The sequence below is a fragment of the Labrys sp. F242 genome (assembly GCF_057813875.1).
Genome location: NZ_JBVASG010000008.1, coordinates 158,160 through 180,204, shown reverse-complemented (window position 1 = coordinate 180,204; position 22,045 = coordinate 158,160). Strand labels below are relative to the sequence as shown.

General features: G+C 62.2%; 13 protein-coding genes. 5 read left to right on the top strand and 8 right to left on the bottom strand.

All coding sequences use genetic code 11. The features are described 5' to 3' along the window. Nucleotides 1-11: 11 nt before the first annotated feature. From tssM to tssK, 3 genes are read right to left on the bottom strand one after another with little or no spacing between them, the layout of a single operon-like run. Nucleotides 12-3,578 (bottom strand): type VI secretion system membrane subunit TssM, encoded by a 3,567-nt coding sequence (tssM, locus tag ACZYTC_RS32050; protein WP_488991488.1) that lies wholly within the window; start codon nt 3,576-3,578, stop codon nt 12-14. After that, nucleotides 3,578-5,038: a type IVB secretion system protein IcmH/DotU gene (gene icmH / locus ACZYTC_RS32045; RefSeq protein ID WP_488991487.1), complete on the bottom strand. Its 1,461-nt coding sequence runs from the start codon at nt 5,036-5,038 to the stop codon at nt 3,578-3,580. The genes tssM and icmH overlap by 1 nt, the downstream gene beginning before the upstream one ends. Before the next feature lie 11 nt (nt 5,039-5,049). Continuing rightward, nucleotides 5,050-6,384 (bottom strand): type VI secretion system baseplate subunit TssK, encoded by a 1,335-nt coding sequence (gene tssK / locus ACZYTC_RS32040; RefSeq protein WP_434960580.1) that lies wholly within the window; start codon nt 6,382-6,384, stop codon nt 5,050-5,052. A 264-nt stretch (nt 6,385-6,648) separates the two neighbouring features. Here tssK and ACZYTC_RS32035 point away from each other — a divergent pair, with 264 nt between their 5' ends. Both ACZYTC_RS32035 and ACZYTC_RS32030 read left to right on the top strand, forming a co-directional pair. Next, nucleotides 6,649-7,236, top strand: coding sequence for a DUF1036 domain-containing protein (locus tag ACZYTC_RS32035; protein ID WP_441770599.1), 588 nt, complete (start codon nt 6,649-6,651; stop codon nt 7,234-7,236). 18 nt (nt 7,237-7,254) lie between these two features. Continuing rightward, nucleotides 7,255-9,702 carry a M23 family metallopeptidase gene (locus tag ACZYTC_RS32030; RefSeq protein WP_488991486.1) on the top strand — a complete coding sequence of 816 codons (2,448 nt, stop codon included), beginning with the start codon at nt 7,255-7,257 and terminating at the stop codon, nt 9,700-9,702. A 488-nt stretch (nt 9,703-10,190) separates the two neighbouring features. Here the strand turns inward: ACZYTC_RS32030 and tagH are convergent, their stop codons facing one another. The 3 genes from tagH to ACZYTC_RS32015 form a co-directional block, all read right to left on the bottom strand. Further along, nucleotides 10,191-11,504 (bottom strand): type VI secretion system-associated FHA domain protein TagH, encoded by a 1,314-nt coding sequence (gene tagH, locus ACZYTC_RS32025; protein ID WP_441770597.1) that lies wholly within the window; start codon nt 11,502-11,504, stop codon nt 10,191-10,193. Nucleotides 11,505-11,550: 46 nt separating this feature from the next. Further along, the gene (locus tag ACZYTC_RS32020; RefSeq protein ID WP_488991485.1) at nt 11,551-12,105 is read right to left on the bottom strand and encodes a DUF6931 family protein; all 555 of its coding nucleotides are present in this window, start codon (nt 12,103-12,105) and stop codon (nt 11,551-11,553) included. Between the two features lie 307 nt (nt 12,106-12,412). Continuing rightward, nucleotides 12,413-14,170 (bottom strand): type VI secretion system Vgr family protein, encoded by a 1,758-nt coding sequence (locus ACZYTC_RS32015; RefSeq protein ID WP_434960575.1) that lies wholly within the window; start codon nt 14,168-14,170, stop codon nt 12,413-12,415. 281 nt (nt 14,171-14,451) lie between these two features. On the opposite strand from ACZYTC_RS32015, the gene ACZYTC_RS32010 reads away from it, so the two are divergent. The 3 genes from ACZYTC_RS32010 (at nt 14,452) to ACZYTC_RS32000 (ending at nt 19,818) form a co-directional block, all read left to right on the top strand. Then, the gene (locus ACZYTC_RS32010; RefSeq protein WP_434960574.1) at nt 14,452-15,819 is read left to right on the top strand and encodes a sensor histidine kinase; all 1,368 of its coding nucleotides are present in this window, start codon (nt 14,452-14,454) and stop codon (nt 15,817-15,819) included. A 201-nt stretch (nt 15,820-16,020) separates the two neighbouring features. Continuing rightward, nucleotides 16,021-17,298: a type VI secretion system protein TssA gene (locus ACZYTC_RS32005; protein ID WP_488991484.1), complete on the top strand. Its 1,278-nt coding sequence runs from the start codon at nt 16,021-16,023 to the stop codon at nt 17,296-17,298. Nucleotides 17,299-17,493: 195 nt separating this feature from the next. Next, a complete protein-coding gene (locus ACZYTC_RS32000; protein WP_441770594.1) occupies nt 17,494-19,818 on the top strand; it encodes a caspase family protein in 2,325 nt (774 codons plus the stop codon). A 91-nt stretch (nt 19,819-19,909) separates the two neighbouring features. Here ACZYTC_RS32000 and ACZYTC_RS31995 read toward each other — a convergent pair whose 3' ends face one another. Then, nucleotides 19,910-20,275, bottom strand: coding sequence for a tail fiber domain-containing protein (locus ACZYTC_RS31995; protein WP_434960571.1), 366 nt, complete (start codon nt 20,273-20,275; stop codon nt 19,910-19,912). Nucleotides 20,276-21,035: 760 nt separating this feature from the next. Continuing rightward, a complete protein-coding gene (locus ACZYTC_RS31990) occupies nt 21,036-22,031 on the bottom strand; it encodes a zinc-binding dehydrogenase (protein ID WP_488991483.1) in 996 nt (331 codons plus the stop codon). Nucleotides 22,032-22,045 lie beyond the last annotated feature (14 nt).

The following is a 22,045-nucleotide window of genomic DNA, read 5'->3' as shown; positions in this document are numbered from 1 at the left end:
GACGACGGGTCCTACAGGTCCGACGGACAGGCGAATTTGAGTTGTGACAGGATGGTGAAGGGATTGTCGAGCGTGTCGAAGGTCAATTGATAGGTGACCTCCCTGCCGCCGACGACGAAACGAGCTGTCGCCTTGTTTCCGGCTTGGCGCATGTCGCCCTTCTGCAGCAAACGATAGAGGGACCAGGCGCCGGTGAAACGCAGCGAGGGTGAGGTGCCATCGCTTTCAGGCATGGTGATCGAGGCGGTGCCGTCGGGAGAACGGCCCGGCCATTCGAAATCGCCGCGCGAGACCACGCCGAACGGGCTGTCGAGCTTGGTGCCGTTGACCTCGAAGCTCACCGAGGCCGTCTTCTGGCTCATCGACTGCGCCACCAGCGCGAATTTCACATTGGGCGAGGTGCCGCGCCCGCTGAAAAACGCCTCCTTGATGCGCGCGGCGTTCTGGAACTGATGCAGCGTCTCGGGCGAAAGCGCCTGGCTGAACTTCGAGTTCTGCTTCCAGCCCCAGGCCGCGCCGGAGGTATCGACCAGTCCCGCCAGCTTTTCGCGAAAGAAGGTGTCGAACACCCCATTCGGCCCGAACAGGCGGCCGAATTCGCCGATCGGTACCTCCTGCTTGCTGCCCGGCGAGAAGGGATATTTGTTGCCGACGATGTTGAGGCATTCGCGGGTTACCGAGCCCTTCAGCTCGCCCTTGAGGTCGGCCACCTTGTCGCCGATGATTTTCTGCTCGAATTCCGCCATCGCATCGCGGAACATGGTGTCGAACGGGGTTTCGAGCCGCGACGAGCTGGTGGCGATGGAGCCGAGGAAAGTCTGCATGTTCTGCCGCGCCTGCGCCGCGCGCTCGAAGTCCTGCTCGTCGATCAGGCTCTGGTAGAGGCCCTTCAGCTGCTCGACCAGGAGGTCGATCTGGCTCTTGTCGCCATTCTTGCGGGCAAGGTCGTGATAGCGGCGGAAATGTTCCTGGATGATGGCGCCCGGCACGAAGGGTGCCTCGACATTGCCGCCACGGCCGGAGGCTTTCTTGGCGGCGTCGAGGCCGATCGCTGCCATATCATCGAGCCTGCTGCCGGCAGCTCTGGTGACGGCCTTGGTAGCGGCTTTCACCGCAGCATCCTTGAGCTTGCCGCCGACGTCACTATCGGCTCCCTGCCGTGCCTCGGTCAGCCTGGTTTGCGCCGAGATGGACTCGAACAGAAGCTTGATCGGCGAAGCGGCACCGGTGGCGGCCCGCAGCGTGGCATAGCCCGGCTTGTCGGCGGCGAAGCTGTTGAGCTTCAACTTGCCGAGCGCCGCAGTCCACGCCTTGATGAATTCCTGGTCGTAAATGCGGTAGAGATCGGGGCCCAGATTGGCGTATTGCTCGTCGATGGCCTGCGTGCTGCCTGCGTCGCCCAGGACCCAGCGCTCGTTCTGCAGAAGCGTGATCACCGACTTCATCTTGTCGAGGAACAAGGCGTAGAAGCCATCATAGGTAAACAGCGACTGGACGCCGACACTCTCGGTGGGCGAACCGTCATTGGTGCCGAAGACGACGGCAGCATCCGGCCCGGCATTGCCTGCCACGGTCCAATCCCTGACGCTCTGGTCATGCGCGGTCGACTTGATGATGGCAAAGGCGCGTTCGGCCAGCGACAGCCGCGTCAATGCAACCTGGCTCGCCTTGACGAGATCACCATTGAGGGCGATCGGACGCGGCGTGCCCTCGATATTGAGCATGGCGTCGAGATGCTGGCTCAGGCTGTCGCGCGTCGCCTTGTTGGGCTCGCCCGGATAAAGGCTTTCCCAATCACCCCGCATCCAGCCCTCGATCAGAGCCGTATCCACCGGAATGGCGGGATCGCCGCCCAGCATCATATAGACCTTGAGGGGTTCATAGAGCTGATCGGGCTGATCCTGCAGATCGGCGAGCCGTTTTTCGAGATGGAAAAGAATGCGCGGACGTAACAGCCGATCCAGCCCATCGCGATAGGCTGCCACGCTTGCCGCGCCGATGCGCTTGTGCTGGCCGAGCCCCAGTGTTTCGTTGATCTGCGGTTCGCTGTCCAGCCGGTCATAGCCCCAGGGAAAATCGCGCAGCTTGCCAAGCGGCCCGACGACCTTGAGGAAATCGGCATCGTCGACTGGATCCTCCTTGAGCAGTGCCGCCGTATCGTTCGCATAGGCGGCAGTGGCGACATCCGTGCGGTCGATCAGGGCTTTGTTGCCGTAATAGCTGGTCAGCCAGCCGGCGAGCGCGGCCAGGGTCACACCAGCGACGAGCACATAGCCCGAGGTCTGCAGCAGGATCTTGCGGCGCACCGCCGCGGCGTTGGTGGAAACCCAACCCGCCTCGCCGAACACCACCTTGGTGAGGAGATGCTCGAGGAAGAAGCTCTTGGCCCGTCCCGAATAGGCAAGGCTGGCACCGGCCTGCAGGCCGAGGTCGCGCGACAGCGAGCCCAGCAACTTGTCGATCGGCGTGCCTTCCTGCGTACCGGAAGTGAGGTAGAAGCCCCGCAGCGCGGCACTGGTCTGATAGCGCGTCGGCTCGAAGATCTGGTTGAGGAAGCGGGTGATGACCGGCTTCAACGCCGCAAGCTGGGACGGCAGGCCTGTGAGCCTCACGCGCGAAATCGGGTCCGGCTCTTCCTGCAGGCGATCGGGCAATTCGGCGCTCAGCCTTGACACCAAGAGGTCGATCTCCGGCCCGACGTCACCGACCCGGTTCTCCTTCTTGTTCTTGGTCTGGAAGGTGGCACCCCAGACGGCCTTGCGCTCCTCGGGGTCGAGATTGCCGAAATACTCCATGAAGCCCGCGACCAGATCGGCCTTGGTGAAAATGACATAGACTGGAAAATCCACCTGCAGGCGATTGTTGAGCTCGGCCAGGCGCTTGCGGATGGCGACGGCATGGGCGCCGAGCTCGGCCTCCTTCATCGACAGGAGATCGCCGATGCTGATGGCCACCAGCACGCCGTTGATGGGCTGGCGCTCGCGGTGGCGCTTGAGGAGATCGAGAAAGGCGAGCCAGCTCTTGCGGTCGGATTCGGTGTCGGAATCCTGTGTGGTGTAGCGGCCGGCAGTGTCGATGAAGACAGCGTCCTCGGTAAACCACCAATCACAATAGCGCGTGCCGCCACTGCCCGCGATCGGTCCGGTATGGGCGGCCAACGGGAATTTCAGGCCGCAATTCATCAGGGCCGTAGTCTTGCCGGCGCCCGGCGGCCCGACGATGAGATACCAGGGCAGCTCATAGAGGAAGTCGCCCTTGGTGCGGCGCGAGCCCTTGAGCGTGAGCAGGGCGTCACGCATCTTGTCGGCCAGGACGACGGCATCGGAGCCGTCATCCTCCGGCTCCTGCACTGCGATGTTCTCGGCCAGCGCCCGGGCCGATTGCCCGTGTTTGTAGATGCGATAGGCCAGCCAGCAGAAATAAACGGCCAGCAGGAGGCCGATCAGCGCCAGCCGCAGCCAGGGATTGTCGAAGGGCTCGATGCCGGCCACGGCGACAAGCGGCAGCACCAGCCAGATCACCGCGCACAGCGCGACCACGGCCAGGAAGCTGACGATGACAATGATCCAGCGCTTCATCACATATCCTCGCGCGGGATGAACACTTCGACGCGCCGGTTCTTGGCCCGGCCCTCGGCCGTGTTGCTGAGATCGATCGGTGCAGTATCGGCCAGCCCCGAAGTGGTCAGACGCTGCGGATCGGCGATGCCGGCGACGAGGATCTTCTCGACCGCCTTGGCTCGCTGCTCGGAAAGCTGCTGGTTGTCCTTGTAGCGCACGGTGGCGCGGACCGGCGTGTTGTCGGTATGCCCGATGATACGGATCTGCCCTGGTTCCTTGTCGAGCGCAGCGGCGATATGGCCGATGGCAGCAACGGCATCGGGGCGCACCGTGGTGCTGCCCTTGTCGAACAGGGAATCATTGAGGAGCCGCACCACGATGTCCTTGCCGGAATAGTCGGCCGAGGCCTTCTTGGCGGCGATGTCGTCCTTCAGGCGCTCGCGGATGCGCTCGAGCTGGCCGGTGACCTTGATCGGCGGTGTTGGCGGCGGCGGTGCCGGCACGGTCCGATAGATATGGATGTCGCCGGTCGGATGCAGGGCGAGCAGGCCGGCGCTCGCCGTGTCGGACATGCCGCCGAGCAGCCAGCGGAACGCCAGGAAGCTGAGGAGGAGCAGGCCGACGGCGACGGAGGTGATAGCCCATACCGGCACGGTCCGCCGTACATAGGCGGCGGCGATGTCCTGGCCCCGCCAATGCGGCGAGATATGATCCGTCACCCGTGCCTCGCGGGCGCGGAGGGTTTCATAGAGGTCGCGGCGGATCTGCTGATGCGGGACATCGCCGCCGGCAACCCGATATTTGCCTTCGAAGCCCAGCGACATGCAGGCATGCATCAGGCCGAGCAGATTATGATTGATCTGCGGGTGTTGCCGCAGCTTGGCCAGTTCGTCGAAAAACCCGACGCCGCTGTCGCGCACCTGGAAATAGCGGCTCAGCATGCTGTACTGCGTCCACAGATTGCGGTCCGAACTCGGCAGGTTCTGCACGATGTCGTCGGCGGTGGCACAGACCGCATATTTGGCGGTTCGCACCTGCGGTTCGGGAATGCCCCGCGCATTGAGCTCGGCTTCGAAGGTCTCGATGTCCTGCGCCACCGTGCTCATCATCGGCGCAACCTGGGGAACCTGCCTGGCGATACGGATATTGGCGAGCACGAGCAGCAAGGGCATGGCCGCTTCGAGGATGGGATTGGGCCCGCCGGTCCTGTCGCTGACGCCGAGCGCTTCGAGATCGACCGTGGCGGGCGCGAGCGGCAAGGCCGACTGGGCCCGCGGTGTCTCTGCCAGGGGCTGGTAGGGCTGCGGCGTTGCAGCGCCTGCCGCCACGCGCGGCCCACCCCAGATATCCTGGGCCGGCGCGGGGGGGCCGCCCGGATTGGGCGCACCTTGGCCGTCACGCCGGCCGCCCGGATTGGGCTTGATCACCGTCTTTTCGGAATCCGGATTAGACCCGAACGGGCCCTTGCCGTTCGTCATGTGCCCACATCCTACTTCACGTCTTCCTTGACGACCCACAGATTGAGCTCAAGCCCGGGCCAGTCGCCGGAAAAATGCATGCCGATGCCGCTGGCGGTGCTGAACTCAGGCCAGAGGGGTGACATGCGATCGAGGGCGAAATAGACGTGGCTGGTGATCGCCCGGATCTGCGCCGGCGGCGTCGGCAAATGAATAAGCCCGATGCCGGGAAGATGGGCGTGCACGATCTCGTTCATGCGCGTATTGGGGCCGACCTTGAACAGAGCCGGGAACTGTGTCTGCAACTCGGTGAGCGAGCGCTGGGCCGCCACTTCGAGCACGAATGTCGAAGCCCGGAACAAATTGCGGTCGGTCACCGTCGCCAGGAAGGCGTTGGTGGCCTTCTCCACGATTTCGAGCCGGATGGCGCGGCTGATGTCGACGCTGAGGAAGCGCTGAATGTCGGCCAGCACCGGGGCGAAGGTGGCGCCGGGATTGTCATGGTCGTAGGCCGGATAGTCGTTGGCGCGTCGTTCGCGCGTGGAATAGGTCGCCAATTCTCCGGCCAGACGCAGCAATTCCACATAGAGCCGCTCGGGATGGGTATATTTCGAGCGGCGCATATGCCGAAGCGCCGGAATTTCACGATTGAGCATCTGCAGCACGAAATAGTCGACGCTCTGCATGCCGCCGCTGGAGCGCGGGTCCGAGGCAAAGCGCGCCAACTCGTCGAGCTTGGTCTCCACCCAGCCGATTACGCGGTCGAGCCAGCCGGTGACGGCGGCATGGGCGGCGACCACCAGCACGGGCGGCGCAAAGCGTTCGTCGAAGACGATGGTCTTGTCGTTGACCTCGATGATCCGGGCGCAGAGCATGGAAACGAAGCCCGGTTTCGGCGTCCGGCGGATTTCGTAGCTGAAACGCGGCACCGCGATGTCGATCTCTTCCTCGATCTGCAAGGCGGAGGAAGCGTCGATCAGCGTCTCCGCTTGCACCACATAGCGGCTGCCACTTTCGCTCTCCGGCTCATCGACCTCGCGGCTGTTGGGCTGGGCCATGGGCATGCACAGCCAGACGAACAGCCCGGCTGCATTTTCGGGCACCATGGCGGGTGGTGGCGGCGGGCAATCACCGGGAAAACGGAACGGTGTGCCGTCCGACAGGACGCCGGCGGCGCGGCGCAGGCCGAATTTGCTTTGCTGCGCCAGGTCGCGGTCGATCTCGATTTCGCTGAAGCCCCAGGGATAGGGCGTGATCTGGCTGGTGCGGCCCTCGAGCAGGTGTTCGAGATAACGATCGCCCTGCTGCAAGTGATGCGGCCGGAGGAACAGACCTTCCGACCAAGCGACTTTGCTATACCAGGACATTGATCAGCCGCCCGAAGGATTTGGTTGTGTGATTGTCAGGCTTGGCAATGCTGTCGCAAGGCCTCGCCAAAAAAACGTTCGGCCGCTGCGCGAGCGAATTCTCTCGGCTTCTCATGAACTGTGCCATATGACCTGAGGAAGTCAAGCGATCCACCGGCTTACATCCACCATACCACTGTAGTTTAAAGCAGGCGTTCGACCGTCGCCTCCCCCATTGTGAGGTAGACAGAAAGAGGTGCGGCGGATACGAAATTCTGTCATCGCGTGATACAGTCGATCAGTGCTCTCGAAGCTGTTTCTTCAATGTCTGTGGTTGCGAAGGCCAAAGTGCTTTGCGATTTATTGGAATTGCCTAGAATCGCAAAGACCCGTCGAAACAAGGAGTTAGAGCAAAAGCGCGTTTTCTCTAAAACGCACTTTGCTTTAGGCCTCGCCATGACGTCGTTTGGCTTGATTCTGGGCCATGGCGACCCGGCCGAAGCGGCTTTCCGAGTGTGCAATCAGTCGGTCACTTTGTACAATGTCGCGATCGGCGCGGAAATCGACAGGAAATTCGCCACCGAAGGCTGGTGGACATTGCCAGGCAATACTTGCGTCACGCCGATCAAGGAAGATTTGGCCGGCCTCAAGCTTAGATATGTTTATATCTATGCGACGACCGCCACAGGTGACAGCGCATTCGAGGGAAGCTGGGACATGTGCGTCGACACCAAGCGCTTCAAAATCGAAAAGGTGCAGGACCAGCCCTGGGATTGCTGGGTGCGCGGTTTCGTGCAGGCCAAGTTCAAGGAGGTCGACACCGGCGATACCGGCTCGTGGACGGTGTTCATCCGCCCCGACGACAAACCCTGACCTCGGCACGCCTCCGCCATGGACGACAAGACAGTCATAGCCGGGCAAGCATCCTCCGATCCCGCGGATCCCTCCCGGCCGGGCGTGGCCAAGCCGCAGACCGAAGCGGCCGCCGAAGACACCAACGCCACCATCATCGTGCCGGCCAAGCCCGTCGCACGGGTCGCGAAGAAAACCGCCAAGCCCGCGCCAGACGGCGCCGGCCCGGCCAGGAATGTTCCCAAGGATACCGGCAAACCAGCTCCGCCGGCCGCCCGCCCCGCAGGCGCGCTGGTCTATTTCGCCATGGCTGCCGCTCTGGTGTTTCTCGGCCTCGGCTCGGCCGTGACCACGATTTATTTGCTTGCTCCCGATCGAACCCGGCAGCAGGTCACCGTGACCGACAGCGACCTGCAGGCCAGCCTGGTTCCTGTGCAGGGCGAGGACAATGAAGCGGAAGACGAGGCCCTGATACGGGCGGCAATCAAGCCGCGCATCATCGATCTCAGCGGTGACCCGGTGATCGTGCCACAGCTTGCGGGCGCTCCGCGCCAATTGATCAAGCTGGCTGGTGACACGCAGCGCAAGGCAGCAGTCAACCTCGGCATCAAGAACGAGGTGTTTCGGCTGAAGGACGTCCTCGACCTGCCCACTCCGCAATCGCAGGTCGCGGTGCTGGGGTCCCAGGAGGACATCGCCATCGCCCAGGAGGCGCCGGCTTCCGCCGGCGCGGTCGACAACGCCCCCGGCGCCGACACGGCCACCGGTTCCTCTTCGATCGCCGCTTCGAGCAGCAGCGCAGGCGACAGGGTCGCGGATTTTGCCGAAAAGGCCAAGGTTCGGATCCCCCTTACGGACGCGCTCGGCAATCTCGGCCTTGATACCCAGCGGGCGAGTGCGGCCGGGGACGCCTTCAATGCCTTCTACAGCCGTCCGATGCTCGAGGCCGATGACCGCTACGTGGTGCGCGCGATCGCCGTTGATGGCGATCCCAACCACATGCAGCCGGTGCAGGTGTCTGTTTATGCCAAGACCGAGCTGATCGGCTCCATCGCCCTCAACGATGTCGGCGCCTATGTGCGTTCCGAAGATCCCTGGTATCGGCGCGATCCCTTCGCGGCGCCGCTGGCACCGGCGCAGGTCGATCCGGAGAACCAGCCACGCCTGCTCGATGCGATCTATGTCACGGCGCTGCGCAACAGGCTGCCCGCACCGGTGATCGGCGAAGCGATCATGCTGCTGTCGCGTGCCCAGGACCTGGAGCAGAAGGTGCAGCCAGGCGACACGATTTCGCTGATCTACTCGCCCGCTCCGCGGGATTCCAAGCAGGGCCTCGGGCGTATCGTCTTTGTCAGCATCGGGCGTACCACCGGTAATCTCGATTGCTATGTGATGCAGCCGCAGGCGGGTGCGCCCTTCGAATGCGTGTCGTCGGCGGGCCAAGGCAGCGTGCCGGATGGCGGCATGGTCACGCCCGTCAACGGCGTGATCGTCGCCAGATTCGGCCCGCAGGGCTCGGACAGTTCGGCCGCATCCATGAATTATGGCATCGACTGGACGGCTCCCGAGGGGGCGCCCGTGGTTGCCGCCTATGCCGGCAAGGTCACCGCGATCGGCGAGGAGAGCAATTTCGGCACGGTGGTGCGGCTCTCCCATGATGATGGCAAGACCTCGATGTATGCCTATCTCGCCCGGGCGGCGACCGGGCTTGCCGTTGGCAATAGCGTCCAGGCCGGTGAGGCCATCGGCTATGTCGGCACGCCGGCCTCCAGCCGCGAGCCGCGCCTGCATTTCGAAGTTCGGAACAATGGCGTGCCGGTCGATCCGGTCGCCGACAGCCAGGTGAGTACCAGCACCGGCACCCCCAGCGCTCCCAGCACGAGCACCAGCGGTGCGAACGGAGCCGTCGACCAGTTCGTCGGTCGTATCATCACCATCGAAAGCGCCAACAAATGCAATGCCGCCAACCCGCTCTCCACGGCGGTCGGGCTCGGCCAGTTCATCGAGTCGACCTGGATGACCACCATCCGGCTGCATCGTCCGGATCTTCTGGTTGGCAAAAGCCGCCAGGAGGTGCTGGCGCTGCGCACCAATTGCGACCTCGCACGGGCGATGACAACAGCCCATACCCGCGACAATGCTGCGGTGATCAGGCAGGCCGGCCATACCGTCACGCCCGGCAATCTCTATCTGGCGCATTTCCTCGGCTCGGGCGGCGCGGTGAAAGCGCTTCGAGGCCCGCAGAACAGCCTGATTTCCGACGTGTTCGGCGCCGCCCATGTGCGGGCCAACCCCTTCGAACAGGGCAAGACGCTGAGCTTCCTGATCGCCTGGGCCGCCAAGAAGATGGGTGCGGCAATCTCGGGCAGCTCCACGCCGTCGCAGGATACGGGCACCAGCACGACCAACAACGAACCGCTGGCGAAATTCGCCAGCGATCCCGCCTTCGCTGCGCTCAAGACATCCGTGCTGGCGCTGCTGCAGTGAGGGGTCGTGCCGGGCCTCATGCGAACCGGAGTTGGGACTGCCCCTTCCCCAAGGCGTCTCGCCTGCTCTTCCCATCCGCTCGCCCGAGCGTTGCCATGGCGACCAAGACGCCTACGGGCGCCAACTTTGCGGGCGACGGCCCAGTGGAACCAGTGGTCGAGTTCGGCTGTAATAGCAGGCCGCGTTGAGGTTGATTCTTCCTGGGAGCGCGGCCGTCCTCGTCCGCTCTGGAAAACACGGCAATTGCGGAACGGAGAGCCGATCGTCCGACACTCTCTTGAGTGTCGCAGGGACGTCCGCGCTCCCAGGAAAGCCACGTCTTCGATAGGTCAGGGTTTTTGAGACTTGATGCTATGCGACATGTTCTGCGACCGGTTTGGGCCGAAAATGGATGCGGAGCTGGCTATGGTATCATTTCGCCCTCTTCCGGAACCCCGGAAGACCGACGCCGTCCCGGCACACTGCCTGCAAGGTCATAAAGGCGCGCCTTACGAATGCCTATTGCGGTTCGAGGCGCTCAGCTTGTCATATTGCTCGGCATAGAGTTCCAGGAAGGCGCCCAGCATGCCATGTTCGCGGCGCCCGGCCCTGGCGGCCCAGCGTTCGGCATAGAGCTCCCAATAGTTCCCCTTGCCGGAAAACAGGGATTTCCTGGCATCCGCGGCGGTCTTGATGGCCTCGGGCGACAATTCGTCGAAAAGCTCGGTCAATGCTGCCTGCATCGAGGCCAGAAACGCGACCTGGTGCATTTTGAGGTCTCCGAAAGCGTTCTCAAGCGCGGCCTGACCGTCGAGATAGCCCCGCGTCCGCGGGCCGAGCATCACCCGCAAGGCCTCTTCGGGGGTCGGCATGAATTTCAGTGGATTGTTGTCCTCGGCGCTGATCATGGTGCGGTTGCCGGCACGCGACAGCGCCTTGGCCTCGGCCCTCGCCCGTAGCAAGGCCATCACATGCAGGCAGGCGATGTTCAGGAGCCGTCCGGCATCTTCAGCCAGGTCGCCGGCATCGGCACCGCTGAGAACGTTTTCTGGAATACCGGCACCGGCCGCAAAGCGGCGAATGAACTCGGCCGCGCCGCCATCGTCCGAAGATGGCGCCGCAACGTTCTTAGCCACGGCTGGCTTGGGGGCCTCCGCCGCCTCCCCGGGCGTGACCACGATCGGTGCCGCCTCTTCAACTGCCGGTTCGGCCTTGGCGGGTTCGACCGGCCGGGGGTGCTCGCTTTCCCACAGCGCTGCGGCCGGGGCAGGCGTTGGAATGGCCGGCCTCGGCTTGCGGATCGGTTCCGCCTCCTCGAGGGGTGGCGGCACATAGGCTGCCTGGTGCAGGAAATCCGGCCCGCGGTCGACTTCGCTCAAACGCGGCACCAATTGGCTGGCATCGATGGGCGGCGGCACCTCGTGCGGGCTGTCCCAGATATCCGCACTTGCCAAGGACGGGCTCGGGTCGGGAGACGGCACCGGCTGGGCCGGCTGGACCGAGACTTGCGGCAGCTTGACCGACACCGCCAGTACATAGTCACCCACCGCCAACCTGTCCCCATCGGCGAGACGATAGGGACTTTGCAGGCGCTTGCTGGCGCCATTGAGAAAGGTGCCGTTGGTCGAGGTATCCGTCAGCCAATAGGCACCATCATAGAAACGCACTTCGCAATGCTTGCCGGAGATTACCCGGTTGCGGTCGGGCAAGGTCCAGTCGAGATGCTGGTCGCGCCCGAAATCGAAACCGCGCTTGTCGATCGCAAACTCCAACGGCCCGCCATCGGGCAGGCGATCAAAGTTCTCGATCCGGAGTGTCAGCATGGCGGTTGCGAGGTCCTGTCACGTCATGAGGCCAAATGTAAACTGATCAGGTACCGCCACGGCGCAGCAGCACCACGGCATCGCCGACGAGGTCTTCCATCCCATCGACCTGCTTGGCCAAGGGCAGGCCGGCGACCAGCAAAGTCAAGCCGACATTCACGGCATGGCCGGTCAGATGCGGGGGCGGTGGTACCGGATGTTCAGGATTGGGCGACAAACTGCCCCCGCTCCAGCCCACCGCCAAGGCGGCCCAGGCGAAGGCCCCCTTGTTGGGATCGTCCATACCGGCATCAAGGGCCGCGCGGCGGGTGAATTCAATCGGTTTCTTCAGCCAGTCCTCGACCAGGCGGAGCAGGTCGGTCTCCGCCGCGCTCGACGGCGGCTGGCGCTGGCGCAGCGCCAGGCTGAGCCATTGCACCGCCTCGCGGCGCGGCAGCAAGAAGGCGCAGAACGCCATGGCCTTGCGTGCGCCGCCCTGTGCCAGCAAGGCGTCGATGAACGCGAAAGGCTCAAGGTCGAGATTATATCCGGAAAACTCGCCATCGAGATTCGGGAAAGCTTCGATCACCTGCCGGGCCGTCGAGAACCGAAGATGCTTCATCTCGTCTCCTGCGACCGTTCGAACGCGCTCCTTCTGCTCGCGGTCACACCCCAATATCGCATCACTTCGTGCTGCGATGCGCGCTCAGGCACAACTTGCAGACAAGTTGTGCCTGGGATGACACGAGTGAGCCGATAAGGCAGCACCATTCTTTGCACTAACTCATTGTTTAAACGTATTTTTGCAATTTCTCGCACTTTCGTCCAACCAAAAATGCTTCCACAGCATCCCAACCGATTTCTGAAAATGCATTGCGGTGCTGTGGATCTTTACTATTGCTTGTTCGGCCGAACGGTAAAGACACGCGCTAATTGACGAAAACCAAGGCACCCTGAATCGTCAAGGGTGCGCCGGTCGTCACCTGGCCGAGCGCATCCGACTGTACTTGCAGCAATGCGCTGGCCTTGACGGTGATCATGGTCGACTTGAGCGTTATCCCGACGGGCGTCATGGTAAATGTGCTCGTGCCCACGGTGAACTCGATCTTCTGATTGGCCTTCACCGTCCAGGTCGACATGATGGTTTCGTCACGGTTGTTGCCGATCTTCACCTCGACATTCTGACCGATCTCGCGCCTCTCGTCGTTCTCGACCTTGCCCTCGAGGTCGTGCTGGGCGTGGAATCGGATCAGTTCGTTGCCGGCGGTATCGTCCATGATCAGCTCATTATAGCCCGATCCGCTGAGCGTCTGCGTCTTGGTGCCTGATACGGCGTTGAGCTTGTCCTTCACATAGGGCGCGACATTCTCCGCATTGTAGACACTGCCCGTCACCAAAGGCTGGTCCGGGTCACCCTCGATATAATTGACCACGACCTCCATGCCGACCCGTGGGATCTTGACGTCCCCCCAGCCATTTCCGGCCCAGTTCTGCGCGATCCGCACATAGCGGGACTGGGTCTTGTCGCGATCCCAGAAGAACTGCACCTCGATGCGGCATTGGTCGTCCACGTCGCTGACCACCAGCGCGGTCTGCGGACCGTGAATGACCGGCTTGGCCGTCACGGCCGGTGCCCGGAAGGCAATGTCGAGCGGCTGAAACTCGTAGCTGCCGGAATAGCCTTCCTCGCCGGACGCGTCGACCGAGCGATAGGCTTGGGCGCGAAAGAGATGATGGGCCCGCACGATCAGATATTTAGTGCCTTTGCTGGCCGGGGGATTGCCAGCAAGCGTCATGGTGAAGCCCGGGCAGCAGGTGACGGCGTCGCCGCCGGCGGTCACGCGCTTGTCGATGGCCTGCTCGGCCTCCAGCCTGACATTGGCAAGCGTGGTGCCATCGCCCTTCTCCGTATAGCGGCCGGGATAATCATAGAGTTCGAGGTCGCCATGCTGGTACCTGGCGCTGGCCGCCTTTTCCGCCATCAGGTCAGTGCTGGGCTTGTGATAATCGTAGTCGTCCAGCGTGACCTTGCCGGATCGCAGGCGCCGGCCTTCGGCCCATTCGTTCAGCCTGTCCTTGAGGGTGATGTTGTCGAGGCCGACAGCCGCAAATTCGAGAGCCGCGCCACCGAGCTTGGGCTCATGCGCCGCACTCGCATCCGCCATGACGAGCTTATGGTCGGACTCGCTATGTTCGAAATAATAGTAGATTCCGTATTCCTCCATCAGCCTTGAGATGAAGGCAAAATCACTTTCGCGATACTGCACGCAATATTCGAGCTGCGGATAGCTTTCCGATAAACGTTGCTCGAACTGGATGAAGCCGCGATTGTTCAGGACCTGGCTGATGATCTCCGGTACGGTCATGTGGCTGTAGATCTTGCAATTGGTGGTCCTGGTCAGCAGCCACAGCCAGGGGCGGAGCACCAGGCGATAATAGCGCAGATCCTGGTCCCTGCCGATCCATTGCGTCTCCACCAGCACGCCGTTGAAGTTGCGTTTGACACCCTCATGATGGGACTGGATATCCAGACGGCATTTGGTGCCGAGAATCTTGTCGAAATCGACCTCGTTGTCGTCGCTGACCACTTCGAGGCGATATTCGAAAAGCTCGCTGAGGCCCTCCGAGCCTTCGAACCGGGTGACGACGAGCTTGTCCTTGCCAAGGCTGCTCGTGAAAGAGCCCATTCGTGTGTCTTGACCGAATATTTGTGCCACAGCCTGCCCTCGCTCTACCACGTCGGCCAATGAAGGCTAGCTCTGTTCAAGTTCAGCGTCTACGGCATAGACGCTTTGTCGCTTCCCACATTTAGGGGGTCCCGGCCATAGTCCTCGCATCTCGGGCTGGTGGGTTTCGACATTCTTGCTATTCTTATTGGAGGGCCTGTCGCTGTGCTGATTTAAGCGCCTGCTGCTCCGTTGACGAGCGGCGATCCAGCCGGGCAGCCATATTGCATTGAGGACGGTGTATGAGCCCGGTTGCGGAAGATTTGGGGCAGTTGGGACATCTGCTCGCCACCGATACCTTGGCTGTCATCGCGGCAATTGCCCTGATGAGTTGGCTGCTGCGCCGACGGGAGAACGTCCTGGCGTGGCTCTGCTGTGCGGGTGTTGCCTGGTGCCTGTTCAATCTCGAGGGCCTGGCCGAGATCGAAGCACGGCCCTTCGGCCTTCCGGTCAACCGGATCGCCCTGCTCTATCCGCTGCTTTTCACCACACTCGGCCTGGCTGCGAGCCTGGTCGGTGCGAGCCTTCCTCGCGGCCTGGTGGTAGTGATGGCGTTGGGCTGCCTCGGCCTCGGCGCCGCAGCTTTCCCATTCCATGGCCTGGAGATCATGCGGATCGCGGGCCTTGCGACCATAGGCGTATCGCTGCTCATATTGGGCTTCTTCGCAACGAGGGCGGAAGCACAGATCGGCGCGCCCGAAAAACTGGCCCTGGTCATTCTCTATGCGCTCGGTCTCGGCGCGGTTGGTTTCGATCTCTATGCCGGGACGATCCGGTCCGGCCACGGCACGCGGCTCGCGCCTTATGCCGGAGTCGTCCTATTGGGCTTCAGCGGCTTCGTCATCCTCAGGCATATCCTGGCCAATGCCGAGGCACGAGAAAGGCTCAACCAGACGCTCGGCCAACGCATCGAGACCACCAAGGCCAATCTCTTGGCGAGCGAAAGCGCGAGGCACGCCCTCGAAATCGCCCATGCCGTGAAGCTGGAACGCGAGCGCCTGATGCGGGAGATTCATGACGGCATCGGCTCGAGCCTGGTGGCGGCGCTGGCTTCGGCCGAACGCCAGGGCAAGGAGAGCACGACGGCTGTGGTCGCCCTCAAGGGCGCTCTGACCGATCTTCGTGTTGCGGTCGACTCGCTCGAACCGGTGGAAGGCAATGTCGCCACCCTCCTTGCCAGCCTGCGCTATCGCTACGAGCCCGAGCTGCGAAAATCAGGGATTGCGGTCAAATGGATGGTCGAAGACGTGCCGGAGCTCGACTGGCTCGACGCGCCGAGCGCCTTGCACGTGCTGCGGATCCTGCAGGAATCGGTCAGCAACACCATGGGCCATAGCAAGGCGACGCAGCTCACCTTCAAGTGCAAGATGGCGCTGCTGCAGGGAAGGCCGGGTCTTCGCGTCGAGATTGCCGACAATGGCAGCGGTTTCGATATAAACGCTCCGGCCATAGGCCGCGGCCGCCGGAACATGGTCCAACGCGCCGAAGCCCTGGGTGCCACGCTGGACGTATTGAGCAAACAGGGCGAAGGCACCGCCACCATCCTTTGGCTGCCGCTAGTCCGCAGGCATGGATTGAACCTGGAGGAAGGACAGGCAGCGGAGCAATAGACCGCTCGCAAGACCCACGGAATTGCTTTTCATAAGACACCGACAGCGGATCGATCGTTCCAAAACACAGATTGCGGAAGGCGGCCGCGGCCTTTGACAATGATCCGCGCGGCATTTTTGCGACCTCCCCCATATGGGGGGTTGCAGGTGGAGGCGCTGAACCGCATCATTTCGCTGCGGGATCCCAACAGGTAGGCCAAGATGGCAGTCTATGCCGGCATCGAGAACGAGATTTCAGCCGACACTCCCTGCGGGCCGGATCCCGATGCCGACGCCGATGCCCAGAATTTTCTGAGTGTCGCCGAAGGCCAATTGCCGGCGAGCTATCGCAGTTTCAACAGGAAGTCGTTCGAATCCAAGCAAACGCTTGCCGATCTTCGTACTCATCTCGAGAAATCGCGCGATCTGCGCTATCTCATCCTGGCGGCGAAATATCATATTCTGTCGGATGATTTGCCCGGCTTCGTCGACGCCATCGCAGCGAGCAATGCCTTGCTCGTCGCGCAGTGGGATCATTGCCATCCGACCCAGGCGGCCGGCGGTGCGGAACTGAGGTCCGCCTTCCTCAAATCGCTCGACGACCTGCCGACGGTCGTCCTGCCGCTGCAGAGCGCCACTTTGATCAACGACAAGCGCCTCGGTGCGGTATCGATTCGCTCGGTCCTGGTCGGGGAAGGAAAGCTGCCTGCCCGCGAGGGGGAGACGGTCATCGAGTCTTCCAGCATCAAGGACGCCTTTCTGCGGTTCGAGCCGCTGCAGCAGCTTGTCGATTTATCGGCCAGTCTTGAGACTGTCCTCGCCAGCCTCGAAAGCCTGCGCCAGCTTTTCATCGACAAGGCAGGACACGAGGCAGCGCCCCAATTCGAGCAGTTGCCAGATCTGGTGCGCGCCATTCGCGCTTACGTGGATGGTATCGTCACGACACGCGAGCCGGGCTTGGCACCGGCGGCGCCTACCGAAACCGAAAGCAGGCCGGAAAGCGCCGACGCCGCTGCCCCACCGCCCGCTCCCTTCGCGCCTTCGAATGTTGCTTCGGTGAAGGAGGCATCCAATGCGCTGGCCGCGATCCTGACCTATTATGCCGGCAAGGAACCGTCGAGCCCGGCGAGGCTTCTCCTCAAGCAGGCGCATCAACTCGTCGGCAAATCCTTCGTGGAAGTCATGAAGATATTGGCGCCTGGACTGGTCGAGAAAGCCAAGATCCAGATCGGCGGCACCATGCCCTTTGCCTTGAGCTTCGCCCAGCTTTCGGCGCTGGCGGTCGAGGACGGCAAACCGGACGAGACCGAGGCAGAGGCCCGCATCTATACCGTGGCGACGCGCGGCGAGGCTACGGCGCTGATGCGCCAGATCGAGATCTTCTACAACAATATCGAGCCATCGAGCCCGATCCCCATGCTGATCGAGAAGGCGAGAACTCTGGTAGCTAAGGACTTCAATGCTCTTCTCATGGAAATCTCGCGCAAAGATGAGAAGTAGGATGCTAAATCCTGAATCAACCAGGGTCGCTCATCGGGACGAACAAACGAGACATTCGGGGAGTTAAGTAAGGTATTCTTATCTCCTCTTCTATGCTTTCGGACTAAGCCGATATCACTATTTCGAGAGTGGCAGGCAACTGCTTCGAAAACTGATATCATGGAGTCAAATATAGTACAGGAGGCGTTGGTGGAGATGCTGACCTCAAATCAGGATCCGGGCAAGCGTCATTGCCTTGCTTGGAGGACCGGCCTGCCGGTTGCAGCGCTCGCGGCTGTCATGCTTGCCTTGCCGGCGAGCGTCAAGGCGGCGGAGCGGCGCGTGGCTTTCGTGGTTGGAAACAGCCACTACACGGTGGTTCCCCAGCTCAACAATCCGGACAAGGATGCGCAGGCCGTCGCGACTGCCTTGAAACGCGAAGGCTTCGAAGTGGTGTCGGCGCTCGACCTCGATCGGAACGATTTCGACAAGGCCCTGCAACGCTTCATCCGCTCGCTGCCGGGCGCCGACCTCAGCGTGTTCTATTATTCCGGCCATGGCATTCAGGTGGGCGGCGACAACCGCATCATTCCCATCGATGCCAAGCTGAAGGATCCGGCCGACCTGGAGGTCGAGACGATCAACGTCAAGACGATCTTCGCCTATATGCAGCAGAACTCCAAGGCGCAGCTCATTTATCTGGATTCGTGCCGGAACAATCCATTCCAGTCCCGCTCATTCCTGGTCGGGCCGCAAAAGCAGATGGCGGTCGCCGGCGTCGGCCTCGCCCCCCTGACCAGCCCGCCGAGCAGCCTCATCGCCTATTCGACCCAGCCCGGCGCGGTCGCGGAAGATGGCACCGGGGACAATTCGCCATTCACCGGCTCCATGGTGAAATATTCCTTCACGCTGGGTGTCGATGTGCAGCGCGCGCTCGACAAGGTGACCGACGACGTGTGGGCGGCCACCAACAAGCGCCAGCGCCCCTGGTCGGTCGGCACGCTGGCCCAGCCGATCTATCTGGCCAAGCCTGTCATCCGCATTGCCGCGGCGGCACCCGTACAGGTTGCCAGGAATGCCACCGTGAAGATTGGCCCGGCGCCCAAGCAGGGATCGGATACTTTCACCGATCAGGAAGCCCCGATACAGGTCGCCGCGCTGCTTGGCGAAACCTTCAACAAGCCGCGCCGCGTGCCGATCGGTGTCGGCCAGGTCGCGATGCTGGACGATCTGCCGCTGGTGCGCGCCGCGACGGGCGCGCAAATCCAGATCGCCGCGGCACCGGGTTTCGGTACGATGTATCTCAACGGAGCGCCTCTGGCCGAGGGTGACGTCGTCGACCAGAACGCCGTGCGTGCCATCACCTTCGAACCGTCGATCGGCTCGGAAGGCAAGGTGCAAAGCGTGCAGCTCAAGGTCGAGCAGCCCGGCGGCGAGGGACAGGTCGTCACCGGCAAGATCGAGTCTTTCGTACCCGTCTGCGACGACAAGGCGGGCGAACCACTCGACCCGCAGGGCGTCACCGTCGGCAAGCTGCCGAACGAGATCGACGCCAAGCCGGCCATCGCCGCCTGCAGCGAGGCGGTCGCCAAATTTCCCACTGTCGCGCGCTATAAATACGAACTCGGCCGCGCCAAGCTGGCCGATAAGGACGTTGCGGGCGCAATCGAACTTTTCAACGCGGCTGCCGATGCAAGCTATATACGTGCCTATTATGAGCTCGGCTATCTGGCCGAACGCGGCCTCGGCCGCTCGCAGGATCTGGTCGAAGCCAACAGGCTGTTCAAAATGGGCGCCGACCGTGGCGACCCCTATGCCATGCTCGCCTATGGCCGCAACCTAACCCTGGGACGAGGCGTGGCCAAATCAGTGGATGAGGGCGTCAAGCTGCTCAACCGGGCTGTGGAACTCGGGCATACCTATGCGATGAATGCTGTCGGCGCCATGTATTATTATGGCCAGAACCTGCCGGCCAATCCAAAGCGCGGCGTCAAGTTCTACGAAGCGGCCCTGGCGCGAAACGACATCTATGCGATGCGCAATATGGGCATCGCCTATCTCGACGGTAAAGGCGTGGCGCGCAAGCCGGCCATGGCAATGGAATTGTTCAAGCAAGCCTCCGAGGGCGGCCATCCCGGCGCGCCCACCAATATCGGCGCCATGTATTTCAAGGGCAACGGCGTCAAGAAAGACCTGGCGACCGCCACGAGCTGGTATGAGATCGGCGCTGAACGCGGCGACTTCTACGCAGCGTCCAATCTGGGCTGGATCTATTCCAAAGGCCCGGCGGCGCAGCGCGATCTGGAAAAGGCTGTCTGGTATTCGAGCCTCGCCGTCGCGCTCGATGCTTACGGCGAACACAAAGAAGAAGCCGGAAATCTTCAGGCTCTACCGCTGGCCGAGAAAAAGAAGGTCATCGACAAGCTCAATGGCGAGTTGGGCAGCGATGCGGTGGCCCCGACATCGGATGTCGACAGCACGGTCGTGCTGCTTGCTCGCAAGGCCTGGCAGAAGCGCAATCCTCGTCTCGACCTGTTCTGACGCAGCGTCGCAACGGAGGCGAAGGACAGTTCTTTTCTACGGCATAGAACCTGGCTTCAAGCCAGGTTCTATGCCGTCGGCATTATTGCACTCAGCGACCGAGCAGGTGTGCGGCCCTTTGATAATCCGCCAACATCGTCATCTTCACATCGATGCGGTCATAGTCCACCATGAAGTAGCCACTGTCGGTATGGATGACCGCTTCCGGGTGTGTCTCAAGAAGATCCTGGGCCATGACGCCCACATAGATCGGGCCGCCCCAGACATAGCGGAAGCGATAGATGGTGAGGCCGCTGGGAGACTGGCCGATGGCACGGATATCGGTCTTAAGCCGGCGGTCCGACCACCCGCCGCCCCCGCTCGAGCCGCCGCCGCCGCTATTTCCGCCCCCACTGCCTCCTCCGCCGCCGCCGCTGGGCATCGGGCCGCGTTCATCGTCGCCAGCGCCTGGCTCCATGATCACGCGCCTGCGCGGGGGCATCATCTTGTGATGAGGTCGGGTCGACCTCATCTTCCGACGCAGAGGCTCCGGTTCGTCCACGTAGACAGGTTCGTCGGGGTAACCTGACGCGCAGCTGGCAAGCACAACGGCCAGCCCGCTTCCCAAGACCCCAAACAACAGGCCCCGCCGAACTTCAAATTTGCTCGTCATCAGTATCTCCTAAAATCTGGCGGCACACACCGCGCCGATAAGGATCATAACAAGTACGACGGATTCAGGCGTGACAGCCCGCACAGAGGAACAGGCCGACCTGTATAGAAGCCGCCCCGCTGAACTGACCAAATGGTCAACAAAACAAGCGCGAAGACGACGACCCTGGTGAGGATATAGAACAAAACCCGTTCGTCACATAGATATAGTCTGTCTTTGCAAAGCAATTCCAGACGTCCCGGTGTGAGCCAGCCTGGAATGAAGACCGTGTTTTCCGGGCGATCGGCAGCCAAACGCCCCCGAGAGATGATTGGCTCGAGAGGCCTTTCCGAGTTGGGAAGGTCGGCCGTCAACCAAACCAAGGATCAATCCGCGGCTGCCGGAACTGGATCAGCCTCTTGCCGCCGGCGCAAGCAAGCCGCAGTGGGAGGAACCCACGCTGATTCGCAGAGCGGTTTGCCGGTTGGATCTGCAGCTCGCTCAAATGCGGTCTCTTGCGATCCCTCAAAACGCGCTTGAACCGCCCCAACGGTCATACAGGCTCGACAGTCCGGCTTCAAAGAACTCAGGCCGCGGTCCAATCGAGGATGACGAATGGTTCCTCGACTTCCTTCCGGAGCAATCTCCGATAGGACGTGGCGGGGTCATATGGTGTCATCGCGCTGAACATTCCGGCAGTCGGAATGCGGTTGTCCGCCAGCCATTTGAGTGCGGTCGCCAGACCAGAGAAGGTACTGTGCGGCGCGTTGTTGTAGCCCTCATAGAGTTCTTCCCATATGAACCCGCGAGAAAGGACAGGAATCTCCCATTCCCAGCCGCTGCGCAGCACGACATAGTTGAAAAAGACTTCGTGCAGGATTTCATGGGCCGAGATGTCCGTGTAAGCCTTCCAGGGAACGCCCACCAGCACAACCTCGCCGCGCTTGCGGACGACTTTGCAGCCATCGAGCACAGCCTTCTCGTGGCCGGAGCAATCAATCACGAGGGCGACCTTCCCTCGATAGTCCGCGTCCTCGACCGGAATGGCGGCCAGTGCCCGGCCAATACCGGAAGCGAGTGCCTTTTCACGGCGCCCGTGATCCGGCTCGACGATGGTGACGTCATAGCCCGCGATCTGGCACTGATGGGCTGCCAGGTAGCCGACCGGGCCAGCGCCGCAAACGATGACCTTCTCGCCGGGACGAGCCGCCGTCGTCATCAGCGTGGTCATCGACACGCCCATCAATCGTGCGACGACGGCAAGTTCCGCCGGCATGTCCTTGGGTATCTTAAGCGTGTAACGGTGATCGAACTGCTGGGTGGACCGATGACCGCCCATGCAGAGCAGGCGATCCCCCACCTTCACATCCGTCACGGCCGTACCGATCTCCTCAGCCCGAAAAACCGCTGCATAGCCCGGGCGGATCGGAAAGCTGTCGCCATTGGCCCAGGCAAGCTCGGTGCCGGGGCTGATAAGCGTGACCAGGGTGGGCCCACGCACCTCACTCGCGCCCAGTTTTTCCTCCTCATAGTCGAGGAGTTCGAATTGCTGCTTGCCTGTGAATACGATTTCGCGGCCCATGACGATCCTCAAAC

What these genes read in the sequence shown, in the direction of transcription:
- tssM (WP_488991488.1), bottom strand. Translation starts at nt 3,578, where the DNA reads ATGAAGCGCTGGATCATTGTCATCGTCAGCTTCCTGGCCGTGGTCGCG.
- icmH (WP_488991487.1), bottom strand. Translation starts at nt 5,038, where the DNA reads ATGACGAACGGCAAGGGCCCGTTCGGGTCTAATCCGGATTCCGAAAAG.
- tssK (WP_434960580.1), bottom strand. Translation starts at nt 6,384, where the DNA reads ATGTCCTGGTATAGCAAAGTCGCTTGGTCGGAAGGTCTGTTCCTCCGG.
- ACZYTC_RS32030 (WP_488991486.1), top strand. Translation starts at nt 7,255, where the DNA reads ATGGACGACAAGACAGTCATAGCCGGGCAAGCATCCTCCGATCCCGCG.
- tagH (WP_441770597.1), bottom strand. Translation starts at nt 11,504, where the DNA reads ATGCTGACACTCCGGATCGAGAACTTTGATCGCCTGCCCGATGGCGGG.
- ACZYTC_RS32020 (WP_488991485.1), bottom strand. Translation starts at nt 12,105, where the DNA reads ATGAAGCATCTTCGGTTCTCGACGGCCCGGCAGGTGATCGAAGCTTTC.
- ACZYTC_RS32015 (WP_434960575.1), bottom strand. Translation starts at nt 14,170, where the DNA reads ATGGGCTCTTTCACGAGCAGCCTTGGCAAGGACAAGCTCGTCGTCACC.
- ACZYTC_RS32010 (WP_434960574.1), top strand. Translation starts at nt 14,452, where the DNA reads ATGAGCCCGGTTGCGGAAGATTTGGGGCAGTTGGGACATCTGCTCGCC.
- ACZYTC_RS32005 (WP_488991484.1), top strand. Translation starts at nt 16,021, where the DNA reads ATGGCAGTCTATGCCGGCATCGAGAACGAGATTTCAGCCGACACTCCC.
- ACZYTC_RS32000 (WP_441770594.1), top strand. Translation starts at nt 17,494, where the DNA reads ATGCTGACCTCAAATCAGGATCCGGGCAAGCGTCATTGCCTTGCTTGG.
- ACZYTC_RS31995 (WP_434960571.1), bottom strand. Translation starts at nt 20,275, where the DNA reads ATGGAGCCAGGCGCTGGCGACGATGAACGCGGCCCGATGCCCAGCGGC.
- ACZYTC_RS31990 (WP_488991483.1), bottom strand. Translation starts at nt 22,031, where the DNA reads ATGGGCCGCGAAATCGTATTCACAGGCAAGCAGCAATTCGAACTCCTC.